21 protein-coding genes and 1 pseudogene are annotated in these 25,102 nt (G+C 71.1%); 13 read left to right on the forward strand and 9 right to left on the reverse strand.

Translation table 11 applies throughout. The features are described 5' to 3' along the window. Window positions 1-231 precede the first annotated feature (231 nt). Window positions 232-468 carry a chaplin family protein gene (locus ACFZCD_RS02980; protein WP_391827215.1) on the forward strand — a complete coding sequence of 79 codons (237 nt, stop codon included), beginning with the start codon at window positions 232-234 and terminating at the stop codon, window positions 466-468. Window positions 469-613: 145 nt separating this feature from the next. Here ACFZCD_RS02980 and ACFZCD_RS02985 read toward each other — a convergent pair whose 3' ends face one another. Then, window positions 614-1,420 carry an alpha/beta fold hydrolase gene (locus ACFZCD_RS02985; protein WP_391827217.1) on the reverse strand — a complete coding sequence of 269 codons (807 nt, stop codon included), beginning with the start codon at window positions 1,418-1,420 and terminating at the stop codon, window positions 614-616. 163 nt (window positions 1,421-1,583) lie between these two features. Between ACFZCD_RS02985 and ACFZCD_RS02990 the strand changes: the two genes are divergently transcribed. Continuing rightward, complete coding sequence (locus tag ACFZCD_RS02990; protein ID WP_391827219.1) at window positions 1,584-2,141, forward strand: hypothetical protein; 558 nt, start codon at window positions 1,584-1,586, stop codon at window positions 2,139-2,141. Between the two features lie 54 nt (window positions 2,142-2,195). Further along, window positions 2,196-2,714, forward strand: coding sequence for a hypothetical protein (locus ACFZCD_RS02995; protein ID WP_391827221.1), 519 nt, complete (start codon window positions 2,196-2,198; stop codon window positions 2,712-2,714). Window positions 2,715-2,765: 51 nt separating this feature from the next. Here ACFZCD_RS02995 and ACFZCD_RS03000 read toward each other — a convergent pair whose 3' ends face one another. Continuing rightward, window positions 2,766-3,812 carry a TIGR04222 domain-containing membrane protein gene (locus tag ACFZCD_RS03000; RefSeq protein WP_391827223.1) on the reverse strand — a complete coding sequence of 349 codons (1,047 nt, stop codon included), beginning with the start codon at window positions 3,810-3,812 and terminating at the stop codon, window positions 2,766-2,768. A gap of 139 nt (window positions 3,813-3,951) precedes the next feature. After that, window positions 3,952-4,797 (reverse strand): annotated as a pseudogene (locus ACFZCD_RS03005) (DUF692 domain-containing protein); the annotation flags it as partial. Between the two features lie 386 nt (window positions 4,798-5,183). Here ACFZCD_RS03005 and ACFZCD_RS03010 point away from each other — a divergent pair. Beyond that, window positions 5,184-6,368 (forward strand): cytochrome P450, encoded by a 1,185-nt coding sequence (locus tag ACFZCD_RS03010; protein WP_391827225.1) that lies wholly within the window; start codon window positions 5,184-5,186, stop codon window positions 6,366-6,368. A gap of 153 nt (window positions 6,369-6,521) precedes the next feature. On the opposite strand, the gene ACFZCD_RS03015 is transcribed toward ACFZCD_RS03010, so the two are convergent. From ACFZCD_RS03015 to ACFZCD_RS03025, 3 genes are all read right to left on the reverse strand, one after another. Next, window positions 6,522-8,255 (reverse strand): DUF4157 domain-containing protein, encoded by a 1,734-nt coding sequence (locus tag ACFZCD_RS03015; RefSeq protein WP_391827227.1) that lies wholly within the window; start codon window positions 8,253-8,255, stop codon window positions 6,522-6,524. A 517-nt stretch (window positions 8,256-8,772) separates the two neighbouring features. Continuing rightward, complete coding sequence (locus ACFZCD_RS03020; protein ID WP_391827229.1) at window positions 8,773-9,261, reverse strand: hypothetical protein; 489 nt, start codon at window positions 9,259-9,261, stop codon at window positions 8,773-8,775. 103 nt (window positions 9,262-9,364) lie between these two features. Beyond that, window positions 9,365-9,802, reverse strand: a complete 438-nt coding sequence (locus ACFZCD_RS03025; protein ID WP_391827231.1) for a glutaredoxin domain-containing protein — start codon at window positions 9,800-9,802, stop codon at window positions 9,365-9,367. Between the two features lie 248 nt (window positions 9,803-10,050). On the opposite strand from ACFZCD_RS03025, the gene ACFZCD_RS03030 reads away from it, so the two are divergent. The 5 genes from ACFZCD_RS03030 to ACFZCD_RS03050 all read left to right on the forward strand — a co-directional run bounded on the left by ACFZCD_RS03030 (window position 10,051) and on the right by ACFZCD_RS03050 (window position 19,080). Then, window positions 10,051-13,158 carry a patatin-like protein gene (locus ACFZCD_RS03030; RefSeq protein ID WP_391827233.1) on the forward strand — a complete coding sequence of 1,036 codons (3,108 nt, stop codon included), beginning with the start codon at window positions 10,051-10,053 and terminating at the stop codon, window positions 13,156-13,158. A 560-nt stretch (window positions 13,159-13,718) separates the two neighbouring features. Beyond that, window positions 13,719-15,629 carry a molecular chaperone HtpG gene (gene htpG, locus ACFZCD_RS03035; RefSeq protein ID WP_391827235.1) on the forward strand — a complete coding sequence of 637 codons (1,911 nt, stop codon included), beginning with the start codon at window positions 13,719-13,721 and terminating at the stop codon, window positions 15,627-15,629. A gap of 233 nt (window positions 15,630-15,862) precedes the next feature. Continuing rightward, window positions 15,863-16,702 carry an SDR family oxidoreductase gene (locus tag ACFZCD_RS03040; protein WP_391827237.1) on the forward strand — a complete coding sequence of 280 codons (840 nt, stop codon included), beginning with the start codon at window positions 15,863-15,865 and terminating at the stop codon, window positions 16,700-16,702. Window positions 16,703-16,776: 74 nt separating this feature from the next. Next, complete coding sequence (locus ACFZCD_RS03045; protein ID WP_391827239.1) at window positions 16,777-17,961, forward strand: zinc-dependent alcohol dehydrogenase; 1,185 nt, start codon at window positions 16,777-16,779, stop codon at window positions 17,959-17,961. A gap of 87 nt (window positions 17,962-18,048) precedes the next feature. Continuing rightward, a complete protein-coding gene (locus tag ACFZCD_RS03050; RefSeq protein ID WP_391827241.1) occupies window positions 18,049-19,080 on the forward strand; it encodes an SDR family NAD(P)-dependent oxidoreductase in 1,032 nt (343 codons plus the stop codon). 33 nt (window positions 19,081-19,113) lie between these two features. Here ACFZCD_RS03050 and ACFZCD_RS03055 read toward each other — a convergent pair whose 3' ends face one another. Continuing rightward, entirely contained in the window at window positions 19,114-19,611 is a 498-nt protein-coding gene (locus ACFZCD_RS03055) for a DUF5709 domain-containing protein (protein ID WP_391827243.1), read from the reverse strand. A gap of 77 nt (window positions 19,612-19,688) precedes the next feature. Continuing rightward, window positions 19,689-20,297: an ATP-binding protein gene (locus ACFZCD_RS03060; RefSeq protein ID WP_391827245.1), complete on the reverse strand. Its 609-nt coding sequence runs from the start codon at window positions 20,295-20,297 to the stop codon at window positions 19,689-19,691. Window positions 20,298-20,710: 413 nt separating this feature from the next. Between ACFZCD_RS03060 and ACFZCD_RS03065 the strand changes: the two genes are divergently transcribed. The 3 genes from ACFZCD_RS03065 to ACFZCD_RS03075 all read left to right on the forward strand — a co-directional run bounded on the left by ACFZCD_RS03065 (window position 20,711) and on the right by ACFZCD_RS03075 (window position 23,614). Then, window positions 20,711-20,968: a DUF5133 domain-containing protein gene (locus tag ACFZCD_RS03065; RefSeq protein ID WP_391827247.1), complete on the forward strand. Its 258-nt coding sequence runs from the start codon at window positions 20,711-20,713 to the stop codon at window positions 20,966-20,968. 138 nt (window positions 20,969-21,106) lie between these two features. Continuing rightward, window positions 21,107-21,739 (forward strand): alpha-ketoglutarate-dependent dioxygenase AlkB, encoded by a 633-nt coding sequence (locus ACFZCD_RS03070; RefSeq protein ID WP_391827249.1) that lies wholly within the window; start codon window positions 21,107-21,109, stop codon window positions 21,737-21,739. An 84-nt stretch (window positions 21,740-21,823) separates the two neighbouring features. Then, a complete protein-coding gene (locus ACFZCD_RS03075; RefSeq protein WP_391827251.1) occupies window positions 21,824-23,614 on the forward strand; it encodes a glycoside hydrolase family 15 protein in 1,791 nt (596 codons plus the stop codon). Between the two features lie 16 nt (window positions 23,615-23,630). Here the strand turns inward: ACFZCD_RS03075 and ACFZCD_RS03080 are convergent, their stop codons facing one another. Further along, window positions 23,631-23,810: a hypothetical protein gene (locus ACFZCD_RS03080; protein WP_391827253.1), complete on the reverse strand. Its 180-nt coding sequence runs from the start codon at window positions 23,808-23,810 to the stop codon at window positions 23,631-23,633. Between the two features lie 142 nt (window positions 23,811-23,952). Between ACFZCD_RS03080 and ACFZCD_RS03085 the strand changes: the two genes are divergently transcribed. Beyond that, window positions 23,953-25,083 carry a hypothetical protein gene (locus ACFZCD_RS03085; protein WP_391827255.1) on the forward strand — a complete coding sequence of 377 codons (1,131 nt, stop codon included), beginning with the start codon at window positions 23,953-23,955 and terminating at the stop codon, window positions 25,081-25,083. Window positions 25,084-25,102 lie beyond the last annotated feature (19 nt).

A 25,102-nucleotide genomic window follows, 5' to 3' on the forward strand; every position in this document is an offset into this window, starting at 1 on the left:
GCAGCCGATGGGGCGTGCATGCATGTCCATCGCACGCATCTCTCAACTGTGTTTGTTCGTCAGGGAATTGCCCTGTCGTACCCGTAGGGGGTCAATGCCGGGGACGTGATCACGAAGGAGGATGAACATACGGGCTGTTCGTAGCGCCAGCAGTTTTTCCTACGCAAGACTCGTTCTTGCCAGAGATTTTCCCCTGGCTTACCTCCCCCCTTCCACCTTTTGGAGAGAACCATGAGCATCCGCAAGGCCGCCGCCGTGACCGCACTCGCCGCTGCCGCCCTCGGTGCCGGCGCTGTCGCCGCCAGCGCGGACGGCCAGGCCGTCGGCGCCACGCAGAACTCCCCGGGCGTGGCCGCCGGCAACGTGGTGCAGGTCGCCCCGCGCGTCTCCCCGAACATCGGCGGCAACGTCGTCTCCGTGGTCGGCGTCGGCAACAGCAGCCACGACAACGCCCTGATCAACAAGTAAGCCCCGGTTCCAGCCGCCGAGGGGCCACAAGGCGAACAACGCCTGTGGCAGGCCGCGCGCCCTCCGACCTCCCGTCGGGCGCGCGGCCTTTCCGTCGTTTCCGCCGGTTGCTTTGTGCGTTTTCCCGGTTGCTCTATCCGTTGCCCTATACGGGGAGAACCTGTTCCGCCGTCTCCCGGATCGCGGCGGCCAGTGCGCCGGGAGCGGTGAGGTGGGCGACGTGCCCCTGGCCGGCGAGCGTGACGGTCCGCGCATGCGGCAGGGTTGCCGCAAGATCGGACAGGCGCTCGCGCAAGTGGGCGGGGCTGAGGTCGCCCTCGATCAGGGTCGCCGGCGTCGCGAGGCCCGCGAAGCGGTCGATGCCGACGCCGAGCGCGTCGATCGCCTCGTCGTCCGCGATCTGCGCCGTCGCGTAGGCGCAACACGCCGCTCGCCCCGCCTGGTCGGCGAAGATCGCATCGACCGTGCTCGCCGGCATGCGGACGATGTCCCGCAGGTGGATCCGCATCGCCTCGATTGGGTCGCCCCCGTCCAGCGCGGCCCGGGCACGGACGCCCGCGGCCCCGGCGATCGGCTCCCGGGTGGGCAGGGGCGGTTCGTAGAGGAAGAGCCCGGCGAACGCCGACGGGGCGAGCAGCGCCGCTTCAAGCGCGGCGACGGCACCCGAGGAATGCCCTACGAGAAGCACCGGGCCGTCGAGGAGCTCCGCGACGCGCACGATGTCGGCTGCCTCGACGGCCATCGAGTGGGGAAGTGCAACGTCCGCTCCGGGGGCGTATATCCGCCGGTTGACCCTGACGACGCGGAAGTCATCGGTCAGGTGACGGGTGACACCGTCCCAGGTCGTGGCGTCGCCGCCACCCGGGTGGACCACCAGCAGGTTGGGCCCGGACCCGTCGTCGAGAGCGGTGACGGGGCGGACGTCGTCGGGTGCTGCGAGAAGCTGGGTCATGCGCACCATCTTGTACGTGGCCGCCGACATCCCACCGGCAGGCCGCCGACACCACTGCGAGTGACAGCCGGACACCCACCGCATCTGGCGCTTTCTGCCGCCCAAAACATGAAACATGGCGCCTAGACTGGGTTCTACTTCCCCTCACGGAGGAGGTCGCCCCATGTCCACAGGGACACTTCTCGCGATCGTCATTCCCATCGTGGTGGTTGTCGCCCTGGTTGCGACGGGAGCCCTGCTGATCACCCGGCGGCGCCGTCTCCGCGACCGCTTCGGCCCCGAGTACGAGCGGACCGTCGAGGCGTCCGGCGGCCGGCTGGCCGGCGAGCGGGAACTCCGGGCCCGGGAGAAGCGCCACGACTCGCTGGACATCAAGCCCCTGCCGGATGCCACCCGGGGCCGGTACGCCCGGGAGTGGACCAGCGTGCAGGAAGAGTTCGTGGACCGGCCGGAGCAGGCCGTACACGATGCGGATCGCCTGGTGACCTCGTTGCTGCACGAGCGCGGCTACCCCACCGAGGGGTTCGAGCAGCAGCTCAAGGACCTGTCGGTCGAGCACGGCCGCACCCTCGGGCACTACCGCGACGCCCATGAGATCGAAACGCTCAGCACCCGGAGCAAGGTCACCACCGAGCAGCTGAGGGGGGCCATGGTCCACTACCGCGCCCTCTTCGACGAGCTGCTCTCCGACGGGGGACGGGCCCAGCGCGCCCGCACCTGACGCACCCGCTCACACCCGGCCGGAACAGTCGGGACGGCCGGGGCGGAGGAAGCCATGCGAAACAACGACGACCTGCCGGACCGCGAGGAAAGCGGTCTGTCGACCGATGATCTCGCCCAGCCGGCCGCCCGGCCGGCGGATACGGGAGCAGCGGATACGAAAGCGGAGGAGGAGAACAAGGTCCCGACCTACCCGGGCGAAGCCACGGGAACGGCATACGGACGGACCGAAACGGCATACGGGCGAGCCGAGCGACCCGAGCGAGCCGAGGAGCCCGCCGAAGCGGAGACGACGGAGGAGGAGACTCCCGCCCTGCTCTCCGGGGAGGACGAGAAGGGCTTCCGCGAGCGCTGGCAGCAGATCCAGAGCCGGTTCGTCGACGACCCCCGCGACGCCGTGCACGCCGCCGACTCCCTCGTCGCCGACGTGATGCAGAATCTGGCCGCCACGTTCGCCCAGCACAAGCACGACCTGGAAGGGCAGTGGAGCCAGGGCGAGCAGGTGGACACCGAGGACCTGCGCAAGGCCCTGCGCCAGTACCGGTCGTTCTTCAACCGGCTGCTCAGCACCTGACTCCGGACAGCGGCGGTGCGCCGGACCGGTCGGGCGTCCGAGGCCCCGTGGTCAGCCCCCGCAGCCGCCGCACCCTCCTCCGCACCCACCGCAACTGTGGCCCCCGCAACTGCTGTGGCCACCATCGTGCCCGCTGCTCGTGCCGCACCCGCTCGGGCCCGAGGGCGTGTACCCACTGGCGTAGCCGGCGGCCGCCGCGCCCGTGGCGGTGGAGGCGGCGGTTGCCGACCGCCGGGTGCTCTTGCTCGTCTTCCGGGTGCTCGTGCTCGTCTTCGCGCTCGTGTTGGTGCTGGTGGCGGCAGCCGCGAATTCGCTCAGGAGCGTTTGCACCTCACTGTCCTCCATGCCCGGAACGTGGTCGGTACTGCCCAGGGCGAAGGGCTCGAGCCTGGGGCCGATGGCCGCATCGAGCCCCACGTCGTGCGGATGCCAGGCTTCGTCGCCGCCCAGTACGGACGCGAGCCATTTCCGGCCGTCGGCGCGGCTCCTGCCGGTGTCCGGATCCCGGTAGCGGATCACCGCTGCGGAACCGAGCGCGAGCAGGAGGAGGAAGGCGAGCAGGGACCACACGCCCCCGCTTCCGGTCGTCTTGGCGGTGAGCGGTACGGTCACGACGCCGACGACGAGCGCCGCCACCAGCATCCAGCCGTGGAACGCGCGCGACGCGCTCAGCTCGCGGTACTGGTGCAATCCGACGGGCCTGTGGAGCAGCCCCGCGCGGTCCAGCCGTGCGCCGATCGCGCGGATGGCCTCGCTCGTGCGCACGCTGCGGGCCAGATCGCGCAGAGGCCGCTGACGGGTGGGCCCGGCCGCGTCGATGATCGCGGCTTCGACGGCGTTGCGCGGGTGGGGATCCGTCACCGTGACCGTGCCGGAGCGCGACACGATCAGCCGGCCATCGAGACGCATGGCCACGAGAGCGGTCACCGCCGCACGCGTCTGGCCGCCGGACAGGTAGGCGGCGTCGTACAGGGAGAGTTCCTGCGCCCGGAGGTCACCCGGAGCGGAGGCGCGCTGCAGGGACCGGAAGGTTCGGCGCAGGCGCCATGCGCTCGTGGCCACGAGCGCGGCGCAAATGAGGAAGGGTATGGTCCACATGAGTTCCCCTCGGTCCTCCGGGCGGTTGGTGCCGCGGATCAGTGTGGTGATGCCCGGTGGGCGGACGTTCACGCGTGAGCGGAGGAGGAGTGCATCACAGTGAGAGCCGGGCATTCAATTCAAATCCGGGCAGGACGGCGCTCTGTTCCCCTGCCGCATCCCCCTGGAGCGCCGTCCGGATCATTCCCAGTTCACCGGCCAGTTCGCGGGGCGGGGGATAGTTGCCGTCTCTCTCCAGCAGCACTCCAGGAGGTGTGATCCGCTCGCACAGCTCCGCCAGCAGGTCCAGTACCGGCCGGGTCAGGGCGTGTTGATGCGTGTCGTGCCACACTCCGTCGATCAGCCGGCCGCCCGCCACATGGACGTAGGAGATCGCCTCCACCGGCAGTGCGGCGATCTCGGCTACGGCGTCCATCCCCAGATTGACCTGACTGGTGTAAAGGTTGGCGACGTCGATGAGCAGCCCCACACCCGTCCGGTCGACCAATTCGGTGAGGAACTGCGCCTCGGACAATTCCTCTTGCGGCCAGGAGAAAAGCGGGGCGATGTTCTCGAGCGCAAGCGGCACAGGCAATTCCTGCTGGGCGATCCGTACGTTCTCGGCCAGTACGTCCAGCGCCTCACGTGTACGGGGCACCGGCAGCAGGTGTCCTGCCTCCATCCCTCTGCCCCTGACAAAGGCCAGGTGCTCCGTCACCAGCGGGGCGTCCAAGGCCGCCGCGACCCGGGCCAGCCTGTCCAGCCGTGCTTCGTCAGGAAGGTCCGCGCCGCCCAGGCCGAGCGTCACGCCATGAGGGATGACAGGGACATCGCGCCGGCGCAGGAGCCGGATCGACTCCGGCAGGTGGTCCGGGCAGATGTTCTCGGCGACGACCTCGACCCATTCGACGCCCGGGAGTTGCTCCACGACGACGTCGATCTCGTCCCGCCAGCCGATGCCCACCCCGAGCGCAGGCCAGGCCCCAGCAGATCCGTCCACCACCATCCCCCTTCGACCTCGCCCGCTCCGCCGAGACGGCTCCGGCCGTATGCCGGCGGCCGCAGGCGCCTTGCCGGCCTTTGAGGGCCGATGGGAACAGACTGCACGAGAAGCCGGTCGGGGACGAGAGCCCAGCCGCCATCGGCTGTGACCGCAACCGTGAGCGCGTACGAAGCCGCCGCCGTCGCGCCTCGAATTGGCAGTTGTGACCTTACGCCCCGCCGCACCGTACGCTCCGCCCCTCCTGCTTCGCATCGCACTGCACGGCTGCACAGCTTTTCGATCGTTGTACGTGCCCCGGAGTTGGGTACGACTGGGACGGGGCGCGCGGCCGGCCGTGACATCCGGGCGGCCCGGCCCGGGGAGTCCGACGATTCCGGGGGAATTCCGCAATGAACGAGCCCGTCCACGCATTCCCTGCGACCGCATTCTGCGGTGACCCGCCTCCCCTGCCGCAAGGCCCCGTCTTCCGGGCCCGCCTGCCGGGCGGCGACCTGGTGTGGGCGGTCACCGGCTACGACGAGGTGCGGGCGGTACTCAACCACCCCCTCCTCGGCCGTGACGTCACCGCCGACGACCCCCATATGGGAGCCGAGGCCACCATGGCCGGTGCCCTGCGCGACCGCAGCCTCCTCCTCGACGGGCCGCCGCACGCCCAGCTCCGCCGCCTGGCGGCAAAGCCACTGGCGGCCCGCAGAGTCACGGAACTGCGCCCCCGCATCCGGCAGCTGACGGATGAGCTCCTCGACGGCATCGAGGAGGCGGGGCCGCCGGCGGACCTGGTGGCGCGGCTGGCCTTTCCCCTCCCCATCGCCGTGATCTGCGAACTCCTGGGGGTGCCCGCCGAGGACGGCGCCGGATTCCGCGAGTGGGCGGACCGGGTGACCGCGATCGACGGGGCCACTCAGGACGAGGTGTTCGCCGCCCTCCAGACGATGTTCGAATACTTCGCCGAGCGCCTGGAAGAGAAACGCCACCGACCCGGCAGCGACTTGCTCAGCGCATGGTCGGCGGCGCAGGAGGCCGACGACCGGCTGACCGATTCCGAAATCGTGCAGCTCGCCTTCAGCGTCCTCTTCGCCGGTTACGAATCGACCGCCGCAGCCATCGGCGCGTGCCTCTACGGACTTCTGCGCCGGCCCGCACAGCTCCGCGCCCTGCAGACGGAACCGGAACTGGTCCCCAACGCCGTACAGGCACTCATGCGCTTCCAGCTGGCCACTCCGTACTACCGCGTCCTCGTGGCACGCCGGGATTTCGGCCTCGCGGGTGTCACCATCAGGCGCGGCGAGGGCGTCATGCCACTGACGTGGGCCGCCCAGCGCGACCCGGTGCGGTTCCCGGGCTGCGACACCCTCGACGTCCGGCGCAGTGACAACAGCCCGGACTTCGTCTTCGGCCACGGCCCGCACGCCTGCCTGGGGGCGGCCCTGGCCACCGCCCAGGTCGACACGGCCATCAGCGCGCTGATCCGCCGCTTCCCCGGCCTGCGCCCGGCGGTACCGCTGTCGTCCCTGGCCTGGCACACCGACCGCTTTCCGGGCGGTGGACTGAAGGAACTTCCTGTCTGCTGGTGACCTGCGCTTTGGTGCGTGTTGTCCGAGATCTCCGGCCACGTCGACGTGACGACGGGGCACCCCCTTGACCGATGAGGCCAATTCGGCCGGGGATTGGCCCGAGGGTCCGTGACGCGACAACCGCAGCGTTGTGTTCGGCCCTGGAACGGAGCGCTAACGCGGGACTTCGATCTTGTGCAGCAGGATCTTCTCGGAGACGTACCGCGCGGCCGCTTCCGGATCCGCCGCCTTGCGAGCCCGCATGCGGATCTTGCGGAGATGGTCGGCCGCCTCGGGAGTCCGATGCCTGACCAGGTCGGCCAATGGCGGGAGTTTGAGGTACTCCGGCCAGGTGACCCGGTCGACGCCGGCGACTGAGCGCAGGGCCTGGACGACCGCCGGGGGGACCCCGTCGGTGGCCAGGCTCGTCAGGTCGCCGTCCGTCAGCTGGAAGTGGTGGGGAAAGTCCGGGCTCGCCTCGGCCAAGTGCCGCTTGATGTCCTCCTCGGTGAGGTCGGAGCCGAACGGATGTGCGGCGTACCGCTCGCTGCCGCCCCCGGTCCCGTGGAACGTCTTGATCGCATGTTCGTACTGGAAGGGCGCCCTCGCGTAGGGGCTGCTGTTGAACCATGCGACGACGGAGCCGACCGGAGCCTGCTCAAGGGCATCGTGGTCGGGCTCCTTGAGCTCTTGTGCCTCCAATCCGACTGTTGGCGTTCCGCGGCCACCGCCGGTGCTGAAGCCGGCGAACTTGGTGTTGAACACCGGCTCCGGCAAGAGCTTCCTCCAGGCGTAGAGCTGGGCGAGCTGCGTGTAGAACAGGCACTCGCACGTCCACCGGTCCAGGTGCTGAAACAGCAGTTCCACGGCGCGGTAGGGGGATGAACCCTTGGGCACGAAGCGCTCCTGCCCCATGAACTGGTTCAGGCCCGTCTGGGACGAGCCGAAGTGCTCGGTGTCGGACCTGAGCTCACCCGGTCCCGGGAACGCGCACCCTCCGGCACTCTTGGACTTCTCCAGGAGACCGATCCCCTCCCGCATGGCCTCCTCCCACTGCTTGCGGAACGACTCGTCGTTGAGGTTCGGCGCCGCACTCAACCCTCCCGAGGGGGCGATCCGCCCTTGCATCGCCGCGGCGAAGCCTCCCTCCACCTGAAGGTCGAGCACGCGAACGAGCCGAGCGCGTTCCGCGCGGCCGAACGAGTCGTGCAGTTGCTTGGCCGTCACTCCATCTGCGGAGAAGACGGCGACGATGTCGGGCTTGAGACTGCGCTCCAGAAGAGTGAGGATCGCTTGGGCGTCCCCTGTGCTCACGCTGCCCAGATACAGCTCGCGCACCAACAGCTTCTTCAACCCGGGATCGAGGACGATCGACCGGTCGCCCGCCGCCCAACCGGCGATGAGTGCGCGCGCCTTGTTGTCGCTGTCGTAAGCGTCCTCCGGCTTCCCCGTGCGCCGCAGCTTCTCCAGGTACCTCTGGATCTCCTCCGGCTGGAACGTGCCCTCGGCGAAGAGGCGGGACGCCGCTTCTGCCGGCCCTCGGGTGAAGACATCCTTGAAGACGTCTTTGACGCCCTCGAGGAAGCCGAGCGGCCCGGAGCGCTGCACGAGCACCGGGCCCCCGGGCAGGGGTGCGGGGGCCTGCTGCACGACGTGGGCGAGCTCGTGAGCGAGCAGGAGCCTGCCGTGCGGTGTGTCGGGCCGGTAGTGCCCGGCGGCGAAGACGAGATGCCGCCCGGCCGCGTACGCCGCAGTGCCGAGCAGTCGTGCGGACGCGTCGGCGTCGGCACGGGTGTGGACGCGCACCCGGATGAAGTCGTAGCCGTGGTGCGACGCCATCGCCCTGCCCACGGCCGGATCGAGCGGGCGACCGGGGGAGCTGATCGCCCGCGTGATCGCCTGGGCCACGGCAGTACCGGAGGACTCAGTGAAGCCGGCGGGTGCCCCGGTGGTGCCGGGAACGACGCGTGGGACGCGTGGCAGTCCAGTACGCCTGCGCGCGGCGGCTGCCCAGGCCTGTTGTTCGTGGACGTCACCCGGCCGGCCGAGAAGGACGGAACGGCTGCGGGGAGGCGTTGTCTCGGTCCGTGTCGTCCGGGGCAGGTGCTCGGCCACGCCCTCAGTATGTCCACCGGCTGTCTGCCCGCCACCCGGTGACCGTGTCCGGTTGGCTGCCCGGTATCGCCCCTGCGGGTTGCGGTGACGCCGAGGCGGAGGACACCTCGGCTGAGCAGAGGCCCGCTGCGGCACGGCCTGCCGGGCGTGGCAGGCGCGCAGGCAACCGCCAAGCGTGCCGGCGCGGCCGTCGCGGGCGCCTGGACCCCACCGGCACCACCGCCTTGACCACTCGGCCGCCCGGGACCCGGGGGATCCCTTCGGAACGCGATGGCATGGTGCACAAAGGGGATGGGCGTCCGAGGGGGGCCTAGGCGGAGGGCTGTGCCCATCGTTTGACGATGTGCGGCTGCGAGTACGGCGCCGGCCAGGCCTGCAGCCGGAGCTGCTCCGTGGTCTCAGGGGCCTTGTACGAGTCGATGTCCGCGCGGGCGGCAGCGGCCAGGTTCCGTCGGGAAGCCCGTATGCGGACCCATCCGGCGGGCAGGTCGAACCGTGCCGCGTCGGGGAAGTAGTCGGTGCAGCCCAGGACCACGAGGCGTCCTGACATCAGGTTGAGGCTCGCCTCGACGACGTGGTCGAAGTCGTCGCTGTCATCGGCGGGCTGTGCCTCAAGGATATGGACGGCGACGGCCACGGTGACGTTGACGGCCGTGCCAATGGCCAGGGCGTCTTCGGTGACGCCGAGTCCGTCGAGGATGCTCTGGTCCGTCCACACGTCACTGAGGTCGCCGTCGGCCTCGTCGTCCAGAAGGTGAATCTGGAAGTAGTCCGCGAAGAGTGCAAGATTTGTTGCCACGGGCTCATCATCGCTGCTGCCTTCGCCGCGAACGCCGACGGGGTCCGGGCGGCGCCGGCTCCACCACCGCGGGAAGCCTGTGGGCAGAGGGCGCCGCTCCCGATCACGCGGAACGGGCTATCTGCATACGCACCCATTCAGGGTCGGGATTGACGTGCGGCCGGCCCGCGACGACGACCGTCGGCACGGTCTCATCGCCCCCATTGGCAGACCTCACCACTGCCGCTCCAGCCGGGACGCGCCAGATGTCGACCCAGTGCATCTGACGGGCGCTACGGCCCAGCCGGATGCGCAGCCGCAAGCAGTACTTGCAACCCGACCGCCAGAAGACCACCGGCCGACCGTCGACCGCACTGCGGCGTTCTGCCTCCAGGGCACCGATCGACTTGGGGAAGGCGAGAGGCGAATTCACGGCCGCGAGCAGCACGAACACCAACAGGAGCAGTGCGGCTGTGCCGGGACTCCCACCGGCGATCAGCCCAGCCGCGAGGACCGACCCGCAGAGAACGAGCAGTACCGGCAATATCCAAGCGCGCGTCATGAAGACGAAGGCTATCGATGAGCGAGATCCCCCTCGACGGGCGAGGCCCGCCGGGGCCGACCACGGCACCCCACGCGCCCGCACCCCGTTCCACGCTCCTGTCCGTGCGGTGCGGGATCCGCCCACCCCCGAAGTCGCCGCAGAATCACTCGTCTGCCTCGGGCGGCCGTCGCGGTGCTCGGGAGGGCGTGGTGCTGAGGTGGGAGGGGCCGGTACCTGCGTCAGCACAGTCCAGGGGAGACCGAGAGATGGAGCAGCATCCGCTTGTCACCAGCAGGGACACAGACTTCGACCGTCAGGACATCCGGCTCGCCGTGGTCATGAACGGCGGCGTGAGCCTGGCCGTCTGGATCGGTGGGGTGACGCTGGAGCTGCACCACCTCGCCATGGCCCGCCGCTGGGACGAGACGACGTACAAGCCGCTGCTCGACCTGCTGCACGCCGATGCGCGCGTGGACGTCATCGCGGGCACGTCGGCCGGCGGCCTCAACGGTGCCTTCCTCGCCCTGGGCCTGGCCCGCGGCCGCGACATCGCCTCGGTGTGCGACCTGTGGCGGGACAAGGGCAGCCTGGGCGCTCTGCTGCGTGATCCGCTGGAGAAGGCGCCGCCCTCGCTCCTGAAGGGGGACGATTACTTCCAACCGGCAGTCCGTGAGGCCCTCCGCGGCATCCTCACGTCCGCGCCTCCTCCCGGCCGCGCGGAGGAAGGAGCCGAGAGGCCGGTCGAGCTCATCCTCACCGGGACTCTGTGGGGCGGCCGGCGGACGTCCTTCTCCGACGACACGGGGGTGCGCATCACCGAGGTCGACCACGACGCCAGGTTCCGGTTCGGTGCCCGCGTCGCCGGGACCACCGCCGGTGGCGACCTGACCGGAGACCAGGTGATCGACGAGCTCGCGGCCGCGGCGCGGTGCAGTTCCTCGTTCCCGGCCGCCTTCGAACCCCACTGGGTCGAGGTCACCTCCGACGACGGCCGGGAAGGCGACAACGGTCGTTTCGGTGACCGTTTCTGGACGTCGACGGCCGGACCGGCCAACTTCCAGGCGTCGCAGTACGTCGTCGACGGCGGCGTCCTGCTCAACAAGCCGATCCGTCCGGCGCTGGAGGCCGTCTACCGGCAGACCGCCGAGCTCCAGGTCCGCCGGGTGCTCACCTACGTCGTGCCCGACCCGGGGGAGGAGGAGCCGCCCCCCGGGGACGAGGGCCCGCCCGACGCCCCCGGCGTTCTTCTCGGCGTCCTCACCCGGCTCCGCTCCACCGATTCCGTCTCCCGTGAACTCGCCGAGATCGGCCGCCGGAACGAGGAGTCGCGGATGCGGCGCCGGGGGAGGGACCGGTTCGCGGCAGCCATGTCCAGGGCCGCCGAGCCCCTCTCCGAGGCCGGGTGGGAGGCCTACATCGACGTACGGGTGGACACGGCCGCCCGCACCATCGGGCATCTGATCGCGACCGGACAGAACACCGAGGGACCGGGCAGGTGGAGCGAGCGCGAGCTCGTCGACCAACTGTGTCCGGTCCTCCGGGAGGGGAGGAACCGGCCGGATTCCTTCATTCCGCGGTCGGCGAAGCTCGCCGACGCGATGAACCGCCCGGACGAGGACTGGGACTGGGGCCAGACCACGGTCCGAAGGCTCCAGGACATGACCTTGGACGTGCTCAAGCGGGCGGTGTGGCTGGCACCGATGGGCTCCGCGCAGCGAGCGAGGATCGTGGAGGCGCGGGGAAGCCTGCGCCCGGTCTGCGAGGGGATCCAGGCGGACTGGGACGCTCTCGAGAAGTACTGGCTGACGGCCCCCGTCCAATCCCGCATCCCCATGCCGGCACGGAAGGAGGACGCACCCGGCACGGCGGACCAGCGGAGCATCCAGAGCCTGAGGGCCTGGCTCCGGGACGTCCTCAAGGACCGGAACGCGGCGGAGGCCGCAGACGGCGGTCTCGACGCCCGTCGTCAACGGCAGTCCGGGCAGGCCATGCAGCTAGCGTCCTGCCTGCACGACTGCGCCGAGGCGCTCCGCGACATCGTCCGGGCGGAGAACCCGGCGCTCGACCAGGGCAACGCGGAGAGGGAGCGCCTGGAAGCACTGACCGGCTATCTGGTCGCAGAAACCCCGAAGACCACGCTGCAGCACATGCTGCGCCTGGACGTCGTCCAGCTCGCCTACTCCGGCTCCCGGCGCGACGTCGAACAGGAGGTCGAACTCCTCCAGTTCTCCTCTCGGAACCCGGACCTCCTGACCGGCAGACAACTCCATCACTTCGGTGCCTTCTACCGCCCGTCCTGGCGGATCAACGACTGGATCCACGGCCGTATGGACGGCGCCGCCCACATCGTACGGATGCTGATGTCGACCGAACGGCTGCGGCAGATCGCGTCCCACCGCGACGACGAGGCCGCCACCGCCGCCGGGATCGCCGGGCTGATCCGCGCCTGCGCCGTGTCGGCCGCCGACAGCACGGACGGCGAATGGCTTGCCAAGCGGTGGGACCAGGGGTGCGCCGAGGCCTGCCTCGGCTTCGTCACCGACCACGTCGTCGGCGGGGGAGCCGCCGATCCGCTCTCCGCACAAACCGACCCCCGCCTGCACCGGTGCCTGGAGGCGGTCACGTACGGCCTTCAGACACACATCCTGAGGCAGGACCTCGGCCGGCTGGCCGACGCGGTGCGCGGCGAGGGCGCCGACCGCCCCCGGGCGAGCACCGCATGGCTGAAGGACTACGAGAGCGCCAACACCGGCACGGACCCCCTGCCGCCGGCCGACCTGTGGAAGCTGTGGCAGGGCGCCAAGAAGATCGGAACCCAGCGCATCCGTGAAGAGGTGGGCGGGGACCTCCTCGCGGACACCGCCGCCCGTACCGCGGCCGTCGCGGTGAGCGCCTTCGCCTCGTTCAAGCGCCCCAAGGTCGTCACCACGATCCTCGGCGCACTCCACGGCTACACCCTTGCCGTCTGGGCGATGGTCGCCTTCCTCACCCGTCCCGGCCGCTTCGGCAACCGGCTCGTGCAGCTCGCCGTGGCCACGGGAGGGGTGCTCCTCGCCACGTCGCTCCTGGTGCCGGGCCTGCCGCCCTTCTTCACGCTCGCGGGAGTCCTGGTGCTCCTGGCCGGCTGGTCGGCGGCGGCACTGCTCAGCAGGCGGGCGTGGCACGTCGGCCTGAAGCTCGCCATCGCCCTGGCGGTCACGGTCGGCGCGTTCGTACTCCTGTACGTGGGCGGGGGCGTCGAGGCACCGTCGGAAGCCGACGCGTGGCGGCTCCTGGCCAAAGCGGGCGTGGGGCTCCTCGTCGTCCTCATGGGGTGGTGGATCGCGTGGACACCGCGACGCAAGGAGCAGCCGTCCCGGCCGGGAGGAGACTGACCCCGGCCGAAGCCGTGCGTGGCCCCGGACCGCATGAGCAGGTGTATAAGCAACCGCATAAGCAGGTGTATAAGCAAAGGTGGACGTGTCGCCCGGGCCCACCCCGCCGGAGGTCGCCGTGAGCTTCGCCGACGGCTCGTTCTGCTCGGCCCCGCCCGGCGCGGAGCGGACCACCACCATCGGCGCGCAGAAGGCAGCCAACGACCCTGCTCGCCGCGCCCGACGAGGACACGTTCGTGGCCCAACTGCTCGCCGCCCGCGGCGCCCGGGACCTCGCCGTGCTGGTCGGCGGCGCCGGCGACCGGGCGAAGGCGACCGGCCACTCCCTGGAGACCGGGCCGTGACGACCCCCGCCCCCGCCCACGCGACCGGACCGGCCGCAGGCGGGCGGGATCCGGCTGGGTCTGCGCGCGAACGTCGCCTCTGAAGCCCCCCGCCCGCACCCGGAGTCGGCTGCATGCCCACACTGGGGAGTGCAAGCCGAGGTCCCTGCCCTGACGTGGTGTTTTACAGTGGCTCCGATCAGTTCTGGCGACACGACCTGTGAGGTATTCGCGAACATGCCGACTGAGACGTTTGAGTTTCAGGTAGAGGCCCGTCAGCTGCTGCAGCTGATGATTCACTCGGTCTACTCGAACAAGGATGTCTTCTTGCGGGAGCTCGTCTCCAACGCCTCGGACGCGCTGGACAAGCTGCGCCTCGAGAAGCTGTGGGACGACTCGCTCGCCGCGGACGTGTCCGACCTGCACATCGAGATCGACGTGGACGGGGACGCCCGTACCCTCACCGTGCGGGACAACGGCATCGGGATGTCGTACGACGAGGTCGGGCGGCTCATCGGCACCATCGCCAACTCGGGCACGGCGAAGTTCCTCCAGGAGCTGCAGGAGGCCAAGGACGCGGCCGGGGCCGAGGGGCTCATCGGCCAGTTCGGCGTCGGGTTCTACTCCGGCTTCATGGTGGCGGACGAGGTCACCCTGCTGACCCGGCGCGCCGGCGAGGACCTGGGCACCCGCTGGACGTCGCGCGGCGAGGGCACGTACACGCTGGAGACGGTCGACGACGCGCCGCAGGGCACCTCGGTCACGCTCCACCTCAAGCCGGCCGACCCGGAGAACCAGCTCCACGACTACGCCTCCCCGTGGAAGATCAGGGAGATCATCAAGCGGTACTCGGACTTCATCACCTGGCCCATCAGGATGGTGCCCGAGCGCTCCGCCGCGGCGGGCGAGGGCGACGAGGCGCCGGAGCCCGAGACGCTCAACTCGATGAAGGCGCTGTGGGCGCGGCCGCGCGACGAGGTGTCCGACGACGAGTACCACGAGCTGTACAAGCACATCGGCCACGACTGGCGCGACCCGCTGGAGACGATCCGCCTCCAGGCGGAGGGCACCTTCGAGTACCAGGCCCTGCTGTTCCTTCCGGCGCACGCCCCCCACGACCTGTTCGCCCGGGACTCCAAGCGCGGCGTGCAGCTCTACGTCAAGCGCGTGTTCATCATGGACGACTGCGAGGCGCTGCTTCCGCCGTACCTCCGCTTCGTGAAGGGCGTCGTCGACGCCGCGGACCTCTCGCTCAACGTCTCCCGCGAGATCCTCCAGCAGGACCGCCACATCGAGATGATGCGGCGACGGCTGACGAAGAAGGTCCTGTCCACGGTCAAGGACATGATGGCCAAGGACCAGGAGCGCTACGGGACGTTCTGGCGGGAGTTCGGCACCGTCCTGAAGGAGGGGCTGGTCACCGACCCGGAGAACCGCGACGCCCTCCTCGCCGTCGCGTCGTTCGCGACCACGCACCACGACACCGAGCCGACCACGCTCAAGCAGTACGTGGAGCGGATGAAGGACGGGCAGGAGGACATCTACTACCTGACCGGCGAGTCCCGGCAGAGCATCGAGAACTCCCCGCACATGGAGGCCTTCCGCGATCGCGGCATCGAGGTGCTGCTGCTCACCGACCCCGTCGACGAGGTGTGGGCCGACGCCGTCGGCGAGTACGAGGGCAAGAAGCTGCGGTCCGTCGCCAAGGGCCGGATCGACCTCGACGCCAAGGACGAGGACACCCCCGACGAGGAGCGGGAGAAGCAGACCGAGGAGTACGCGGGGCTGCTCGGCTGGATGAAGGAGCAGCTGGACGAGGACATCAAGGAGGTGCGCCTGTCCTCCCGGCTCACCGTCTCCCCGGCCTGCGTCGTCTCCGACGCGCACGACCTGACCCCGGCGCTGGAGAACATGTACCGCGCGATGGGCCAGGAGGTGCCCCGCGCCAAGCGGATCCTGGAGCTCAACCCCGGCCACCAGCTGGTGAAGGGCCTCAACCAGGCGTACAAGGAGCGCGAGGACCGCACGGCGCTCACCGAGACCGCCCAGCTCCTGCACGGCCTGGCCGTGCTCGCCGAGGGCGGTCAGCCGAAGGACCCGGCCCGGTTCGTGAAGCTGATGGCGGACCGCCTGGAGCGCGCCCTGTAACCGGCTCTACCACAGACGCCGGCGGCCTGCCCAGCAGACAGGGGCGGGCCGCCGCCGTATGTGAAGCCGCAGCAGCCCGGCGACGCCTCGATCGGTGGCTCCTGCTGTGCGTCCCGGCATTGAGGGTGCCACGGTGGGCACATGCAGAATTACGGGCACGAGAGACGAGCACGGGAAAGGGGGACCGACTTTGCTGCCCGGCCATGGCCGCCATCACGGATCAGGAGAGCGAGATGAGCCGACCGGCCCAGCAACAACGCGTACCCGGGACCGAGAAGGAACTGCGCCCCCAGGCCGACCACGGTGAAGAGAGCTACCGGGGGACGGGACGGCTGAAAGGGAAAGTCGCCGTCATCACCGGCGGGGACAGCGGCATCGGCAAGGCGGTGGCGATCGCCTTCGCGCGGGAGGGCGCCGACGTCCTCATCTCCTACCTCAAGGAGCACGAGGACGCCCGCGACACCGCACGATGGGTCGAGGAGGCGGGCCGGCGCGCCGTGCTGGTGCCCGGAGACCTCGCCGAGGCCGGCCACTGCCGTGCGGTGATCGCCAAGGCGGTGGAGGAATTCGGGCGCGTGGACGTGCTGGTCAGCAATGCGGCGTTCCAGATGACCCACGAGACCTTGGAAGAGGTCTCGGACGAGGAATGGGACCGCACGCTGGCCATCAACCTCAGCGCCATGTTCCACCTGTGCAAGGCAGCCCTGCCGCACATGGGGGCGGGCTCCTCGATCATCGGCAGTTCCTCGGTGAATTCCGACATGCCGCGGCCGCAGCTCCTGCCGTACGCCGTCACCAAAGCGGGCATCGCCAATTTCTGCGCCGCCCTGGCACAACTCGTCGGAGAACGCGGCATTCGCGTCAACAGCGTGGCTCCCGGGCCCATCTGGACACCGCTGATCCCCTCCACCATGCCCCCGGAGAAGGTCGAGCGCTTCGGCGACGACACCCCGCTGGGCCGGGCGGGCCAGCCCGCCGAGGTGGCACCGGTGTACGTGCTGCTGGCCTCCGACGAGGGGAGCTACATCTCGGGCGCGCGGGTGGCGGTCACGGGCGGCAAGCCCGTCCTGTAGGCGAGCCCGTCCGTCGCCGTGCGGGAGGCGGAAGGAGCAGAAGGAGCAGAAGGAGCAGAGGGAGAGGAGAGCTGATGCGCGCGCTGACCTGGCAGGGGCGGCGGGACGTCCGGGTGGAGAGCGTTCCCGACCCGCGCCTCGAAGAACCCACGGACGTGATCGTGCGGATCACGTCCACCGGCATCTGCGGATCGGACCTGCACCTCTACGAGCTGCTCGGTCCGTACCTCGATCCGGGTGACGTCCTCGGGCACGAGCCGATGGGGGTCGTCGAGGAGGTGGGGCGGGAGGTGACCTCGCTCGCTGCCGGCGACCGGGTCGTCGTCCCGTTCAACGTCTCCTGCGGCACCTGTTTCATGTGCGGGCAGGGACTGCAGTCGCAGTGCGAGACCACGCAGGTGCGTGCCCACGGCAAGGGCGCGGCGCTGTTCGGCTACAGCAAGCTGTACGGACAGGTTCCCGGCGGGCAGGCGGAGCTGCTGCGGGTGCCCTTCGGCGACACCTTGCCGATCAAGGTGCCGCACGGCCCGCCCGACGAGCGGTTCGTCTACCTCTCGGACGTCCTGCCCACCGCGTGGCAGGCGGTCGAGTACGCGGCCGTACCCCCGGGCGGCACGGTCGCCGTCATCGGCCTGGGGCCGATCGGGGACATGGCGGCACGGATCGCCCTGCACCGCGGTGCGGGCCGGGTCATCGGCGTGGACCTGGTCCCGGAGCGGCTGGCGAGGGCGAGCGCCAGGGGAGTGACCGTCCTGGACGTCGGCGAGCTCGGCAAGGGCCTCGCGGGAGCCGTGCGCGAGCTGACCGGTGGCCGGGGCCCGGACGCCGTGATCGAGGCGGTCGGCATGGAGGCGCACGGCGCGCCCGTGGCCCGGGCGACCCACCACTTCGTCGGGGTGCTGCCCGATGCGCTGGCGGAGAGGCTGATGGAGCGTGTCGGTGTCGACCGCATGGCCGCCCTCTACTCCGCGATCGAGATGGTCCGCCGGGGCGGGACGATCTCCGTCGTCGGCGTCTACGGCGGGATGGCCGACCCGCTCCCGTTGATGACCATGTTCGACAAGCAGGTGCAGCTGCGGATGGGCCAGGCCAACGTCCGGCGCTGGTCGGACGCGATCCTTCCCCTGCTGACCGAGGACGACCCCCTGGGCGTGGAGGGCTTCGCGACGCACACCCTTCCGCTGGAGGAGGGGCCGCAGGCCTACAAGACCTTCCAGGCCAAGGAGGACGGCATGGTCAAGGTGCTGCTGACCCCATGAGCCCCTCACGTGAGCCCCTCACCCACTGCCCCCTTAACTCCTGACCCCTGACCCGCTGGTGCGCGCACCGGCGCGAGGAGGAGCCCCATGAACCGCACATCTCCCCGCCGGACGGCAGCGGGCCGTTCCGTCCGGCCCGTCCGGCCCGTCCGGTCCGCCGGAGCCGGCTCCGGCGGGATGGCAGGGCAGTCCGCGGTCGTCACGGGCTCCTCCCGTGGCCTGGGGCTGCTGATCGCCCGCGAGCTCGGTCGCCGGGGCTGCCGGGTGATGCTGTGCGCCCGCGACGCGGAGGAGCTGTCCCGGGCCGAGGCCATGCTGCGCGGCGAGGGCACGGAGGCCCGCTCCCTGGCCTGCGACCTCACGGACGAGGACGCGCCGCGCCGGCTGGTCACGGCGGTCCGCGACGCGTTCGGCGGCGGCCCCGACATCCTCGTCAACAACGCCGGCGTGATCCAGGTCGGCCCCCTGGACGCCATGGCGGAGAACGACTTCCGGCAGGCCATGGAGACGATGTACTTCGCGCCGCTGCGGCTCGTCCTGGAGGCGCTGCCCGGCATGCGGGAGAGGGGCGGCGGCCGGATCGTGACCGTCAGCTCCATCGGTGGCCGGGTCGCCGCCCCGCACCTGCTTCCCTACGTCGGCGCGAAGTTCGCCGTGGCCGGGCTGTCCGAAGGGCTGCACGCCGAACTGGCGGCGGACGGCGTCAGCGTCACGACCGTCTTCCCCGGCCTGATGCGCACGGGATCCCACACGGCCGCGCGGTTCAGCGGCCGCCCGGAGAAGGAGTACAGCTGGTTCGCCGTCGCCGCGGGACTCCCCGTGCTGTCGATGGACGCCGAAAGGGCTGCGCGCGCGATCGTGCGCGCGGCTGAGCAGCGGAAGCCCGAGCTGGTGCTCACGCCCGCGGCCAAGGCCGCGGTCCGGCTGCACGGTGTGGCCCCCGCGACGGTGACACGCTGCCTGACACTCGGTGCCCGGTTGCTGCCCACCGCCGGCGAGAAGCCCGAGCGCAACGTGCCCGGACACGTGGCCGCCCGCTCGGTCCGCCCTCGCCTCGTCCACCGGCTCACCCGGCTCAACGACCGTGCGGCGCGCCGCTTCAACCAGCGGGTTTCCTGACCAGCGGGTTTCCTGAATCGAGGTGGCGTTTGCTCAGGGGATCGGGGGCTCGGATTCGGATTCGGGTTCGAGGGGTGAGGGGAAGTCGTCGATGACGTGCATGGCGGCTTCTTCCGCGGAGGCGGCTCCGCCGTCGATGCCCACGTCCCGGGCCACGACGTCGTTGCTGTGGCGGGGCGGGCCGTACTCCGCCTCCACCATCCGCCCCGCGCGTTCCCGGCCGGCCAGAGGGTCCACCACCTCGCCGTCCGTGCCGATCTGATCGCCGATGCCGTCGCCCTCGGGCGACGCGATGTCCGGGACCTCCCGGGCCAGGCGCTGCTCAAGGCTCTCGCGGTCGTGCTGTTCCTGCGCGGCGGTGCCGTGCCGGTCGACCGCAAGGGGCTTCTCCGGCGGCGAGTAGCCCTCGTCGAGGACTTCGTCCAGCCCGTCGCCGTCAAGGGCGTTCTCCAGGTCGAGCTCGTTCGGCTGATCCCAGAGGTCGGAGCCGGCCGGCTGGTACACCTCGTCTCCCATCGTCTCGCCGGACATGGGCCGGTCTCCTTTCTCGCCCCTTCGGGGGAGTGCCGCAGTGGGCAGCTGGTGCGTCGTGGGGCGTTTCACGGCCGTCAGGGCGCGGGGGCAAGGACCAGGTCCGTCCCCGGCTCCGCCGGAGTCTGCGCCTGGGGCTGCGCCTGTGCCCGGGGCTGAAGAAGGGGTTCCGCGGGGGCCCGGACCGGCCGGGTCTCCGTCTCCTTCCGCATCGCCTCCGCCGGCTCTTCTACCCGCTCTCGCGCGGATGTACGGATACGGGGTACGAGGGGGCGAGGGAGCGGCCCCGCCGGGTACTGGGTGCGGAGAGTGAACCAGACGGTCTTTCCGTCGGGCAGCGGCCGGACGCCCCAGCTGTCGCTGAGCGCCGCGATCATCGCCAGTCCGCGCCCCGGGGCGGCGGTCGGTCTCACGCCGAGCAGCGCTGCCAGGTCGGTGTTCCGGTCCGTCAGGGAGACCGTCAGCTCCCGGCCCGACCGGTGCAGTTCCAGGGTGCATCTCTTGTCGGGGCCGGCGTGCCGGTGGACGTTGGCCAGGAGTTCCCCCACGCCCAGCCGCACCGGTCGCATCAGCGGTTCCAGTTGCCAGTAGCGCAGGTGGGCGGTGACGATCCGCCCGACCTGGGGCACTCGCCCCGCGCGGGCCTCGGTGTGCAGGATGTAGCGGTGGTCGGCTTGGGCGTTCATGGTCGTGACTGCCTCCTTCGCCGCAGGGAGACCGCTGGGTGCGGTCCCCGCACCTTGCCGGAGGGGCAAGAGGTGTCCCCGGCGCGCGCCCTCGGCCCTGGCCCGCACCGGCCTTCCTCGCCGGCCGCCGCCGACGGCCGACCTCACCGGCTGTCTTCGTCCGGTGCCTTCCGGGCAGATGCCGGATACCGGATACCCCAGGGTCACCCGGCCCCCACTTTCCCGCAACGTCACGCCCGTGCCCTGCGCACCGTGACCCCCGCCGCTCCCCCCGCCGGGGAGGTTCCTCCAGCTGGTCCAGCTGGTCCGGCTGGTACGGCAGCGAAGGATGCGCAGGGTCGGCATGGAGTGCCGGGAAGGGGGTATCCGCTCCGCGCTGCGGTAGTCACTCGCTGTACGAAGGAGATTTCCCGATGCTGATGGCCCACCCCCTGGTTCTGAGCAGCCTCCTGGAGCAGTACGAGGCGCTGGCGGTGCTCAACGCGGGAGAGGGCGGTGCGAACGTCCGGCGGCGCATGGAGGACGTCGCCTACACCTTGTGCGTGTCAACCGGTACGCGCGACATCGAATCCGCGCTTGCGGCCGCACGGCAGCAGCTCGCCCACGCGGTCCCCATACGCCGGAAGGCGCCCGGCTCCTCGGAGGACCGTGCCGGAGCGGTGCCGGCGTAGGACGGCCCGCCGGAGAGGCCTGCCGCGGACGGGCCGCCTTACGGCGTGGGGCCCTGCCCCATGACCTCGGAAGCGGTGGGGGCTCCCGCAAGAAACCGCTACGTAGTGTGACGCTCTCGAATGTCTTAAAATCCATATATGTCCGTGCATCTGCAGGGGTCGCTGTTCGACCTCGCGGACGACATCGAGCTTCGGCGTCCACTGGACGAGGCCCGCCGTACCGAGCTGACCGAAGGGGCCTGGATCGACGTGCTGCCCGGCTGGCTCGGCGGGTCGGGCCTGCTCTTCGAGGCGCTGCTGGGCACGGTGCCCTGGCGCGCCGAACGCCGGCACATGTACGACAACGAGGTGGCCGTTCCCCGGCTGCTCGCCTTCTACGGTGCGGCGGACGTGCTTCCGCACCCCGTGCTCACGGCGGCCCGTGACGAGCTGAGCACGCACTACGCCGCGGAGCTGGGGGAGCCCTTCCGGACCGCAGGGCTGTGCCTCTACCGCGACGGCCGCGACAGCGTCGCCTGGCACGGCGACCGCCTCGGACGCGGCGCCGCCGACCGCACCATGGTGGCGATCCTCGCCCTCGGTGAGCCGCGCCCCCTCGTGCTCCGCCCGCGCGGTGGCGGCGGCGCCCGCATCCGGGAGCCGCTGGGCCACGGCGACCTGCTGGTCATGGGCGGCACCTGTCAGCGCACGTGGGACCACGCCGTGCCCAAGACCAGGAAGCCCGTCGGCCCCCGGATCAGCGTCCAGTTCCGCCCGTCGGGAGTGGGCTGACGGCGGGGCCGCCGCCCGGTTTGCGCAGCGCAACCAGCGGTTAACGGACCCCGAGCAGGGGAGCACGTCGGCTGAAGGGTGACGATGACCAGGACCTCACCCGGTACGGAGCACGGTGCAGGGGCTCTCGCGCCTCAGCCGTTGCGGCAGTACGCCCTGCTGGCCGACGGCGAGCGCGGCGTCCTCGTGGGCCCCCGCGGCGAATACGCGTGGATGTGCGCTCCCCACTGGGACTCGGGCGCGGTCTTCTCGACCCTGGTCGGCGGGACCGGCGTGTACGTCGTCACTCCCGTAGCGCGGTTCGTATGGGGCGGGTACTACGAGGAAGGGACGCTCATCTGGCGCAGCCGCTGGGTCACCGACGACGGCATCGTCGAGTGCCGCGAGGCGCTCGCCTTCCCCGGCGACCCGCACCGCGCGGTGCTCCTGCGGCGGATCATCGCCCTCCGGAACACCGCGCGGATGTCCGTGGTCCTCGAACCCTGCGCCGCCTTCGGCCGGTACCCGCTCCGTGATTTCTCCCGCAAGGCCGACGGGGTGTGGGCCGGACGTGCGGGCGGGCTCTCGGTGCGCTGGTCCGGCTGCGCCGCCGATCCCCGGCCGACGGATCCTCAGGGACACAGGCTCGCGATGGAGCTGACGGTCGGGGCCGGGGACTGCCAGGACCTGGTCCTGGAGATCAGCGACCGGTCCCTGACCGAGGAGCCACCGGACCCCGATGTCATGTGGCGCTCCACGGAGGAGGCGTGGCACAAGGCGGTGCCACCGCTGGACAACACGGTCGCCCGCACCGACGCCCGCCGGGCCTACACGGTCCTGCGCGGGCTGACGGGGGCGTCGGGCGGCATGGTGGCCTCGGCGACCACGAGCCTGCCCGAACGGGCCAAAGAAGGCCGCAACTACGACTACCGCTACGTGTGGATCCGTGACCAGTGCTACGCGGGCCAGGCGGTCGCCGCCGCAGGAGACACGGCGCTGCTGGACGACGCCGTGCGGTTCGTCACGGCCCGCCTGCACGACGACGGGCCCCGGATGGCCCCCGCCTACACCATGGACGGGCGCAGGATCCCCGACGAGCGCGAGCTCGACCTGCCGGGCTACCCCGGCGGCTTCGACCGCGTCGGCAACAAGGTCAGCAGGCAGTTCCAGCTCGACGCGTTCGGCGAGGCCCTGCTCCTGCTGGGCACCGCCGCTCGCCACGGCCGGCTGGGCGCCGAGGACTGGCAGGCGGCCGTCATCGCCGCGGACACCATCGCCCGGCGCCGGGACGAACCGGACGCGGGCGTGTGGGAGCTCCGCCCCCGGTGGTGGGCGCACAGCCGGCTCGTGTGCGCGGCCGGCCTGCGACGCGTCGCCGCCGCCGGCGCGCCCGGCGGGCGAGCGGCCGAATGGAGCGCGCTGGCCGACCGCCTGGTGGCCGACACCGCTGCCCGGTGCCTGCACCCGTCGGGCCACTGGCAGCGTTCCCCCGAGGACGCGGGACTGGACGGCGCCCTGCTCCTGCCTCCGCTCCGCGGCGCGCTGCCCGCCGATGACCCCCGGACCCGGGCAACGCTGCGCGCCTACGTCGCCGACCTCACCGAAGACCACTTCGCCTACCGGTTCCGGCACGGCAACCAGCCGCTGGAGGCCGCCGAGGGAGCCTTCCTGCTGTGCGGCTTCGTCACCGCGCTGGCCGAGCACCAGCAGGGCCGGGAGACCGCCGCGTTCCGCTGGTTCGAGCGCAACCGTGCGGCCTGCGGGCCGGCCGGACTGTACTCGGAGGAGTACGACGTCGCCCAGCGCCAGTTGCGCGGCAACCTGCCCCAGGCCTTCGTGCACGCACTGATGCTCGAGTGCGCGGCCCGGCTCGTCGACCCCTGGCCCGGGACGTGACCGCAAGGCCGCACGCTCAAGGCGGCGGAGCACCACCGTCACCCTCCGCGCCGCCGCCCCTGCTCCGCCGGCCGCGCCGGGCCGAGGAGACGGCGCGGGCCGCGGCGATGGTCGACGAACTGAGCAGGGCCGCGAGGTAGCCGCCGAAGACGTCGTGCAGGAGGAAGTCGAGGGCATCGCAGAGGGCTCTGGGCATGCAGCCACCGTGCACGCTCCCACCGTGCCGCCGGACGCCCGGGAACGCGGCGGCGACTTCCCGAACTTCCGGGGCACGACGGCCGGTGAACTGAGATGATCCGGGACGGCAGCGAACGGTTCCGAACACCGGGAGAAGAGGCATGGGGCGTTCGGGTCGGTTACGGATGCCGGACCTCCCGCCGGGTGCGCGCCACCGGCTCAAGGCCCGGTTGCACGAACTGCACCTCAAGGCGGGAGCACCGTCCATCGCGCAGATCGTCAGGGAGACCTCTGCGGCGGAGCGGTACTCGCGTGCTGTGGTCCATGGCGTCCTCACAGGGACAGCCGTGCACCAGCGGGACCAGGTTGCGGCCGTGTCCGTGACGCTGGCCCGCCGCATCCGGCACGCGGACGTCGAGGAGCTGACCGACGAGATCCACGCGCTGTGGGAGGAGGCGTGGCAGGAGGAAGCCGGCCTGCCCGCCGACCGGGCGGTCACGCCGCAGCCGGAGGACCGGGCCGAGGACCGGGCCGGGGACCCCGCCGAGCCGGCCGGCCCGGCGGCGCGGCGCCGCCCGAACACCCGCCTCGCCGACGTCTTCGCGCTCACGGGATGGACCAGGTCCGAGCTCGCGGGCATGGCGAACCGCCAGGCAGCCGTCATGGGCCATCCCCATGTGGCGACCGACGTCTCCAGAGTGCATCGGTGGATCGATGGGGGAGAGACACCACGGGAGCCCCTGCCCAGGGTACTCGCCGTGCTGTTCACCGAACGGCTCGGCCAGGTGGTGTCCATGGAGGACATCGGGTACGGCCACGTGGCGAAGACGAGCAGACGAGCTCCGGAGGACGGGTGGCCCTGGCCCGCCGAGCGGACCGCAAGTGTCCTCACGGAGTTCACCGGCACGGATCTGAAGCCCAACCGCCGTGGCCGCCCGGTGAGCGGTGCACCGAGCCCGAGGAGCGGCTCCGTGGTCATGGAACTGCTGCCGGCTCTGCTGCCCCGGCCGCGCGGGGCGGTGGAACCGGGCTCGGGGCCGGGGCCGGAACCAGGACTCTGCCTCATGTGCGGAGGAGCCCCACGGCCGGGCAGTCCACTGGCCCTGCCTCTGCCCATGGCCGTCACAGGAGGGCTCGTCGTCCCGCCGCCGAACGAGCGGCGCGAATGCTGCCTCGTCTGCGGAAGGCCGTCCGAGGAGATGCTGTTACGCATTTCCCCGGCACGTGGCGGGGTCTGCCGTACCTGCGCCCGAGGGCTGGGTCACGCGGCCCGGCGGGCGGACGGCATGTGAGGCGTCCCCCGCCGTCGGG

Origin of the sequence: Streptomyces sp. NPDC008001 (genome assembly GCF_042958085.1) — a bacterium.
Taxonomy (GTDB): Bacteria; Actinomycetota; Actinomycetes; order Streptomycetales; family Streptomycetaceae; genus Streptomyces.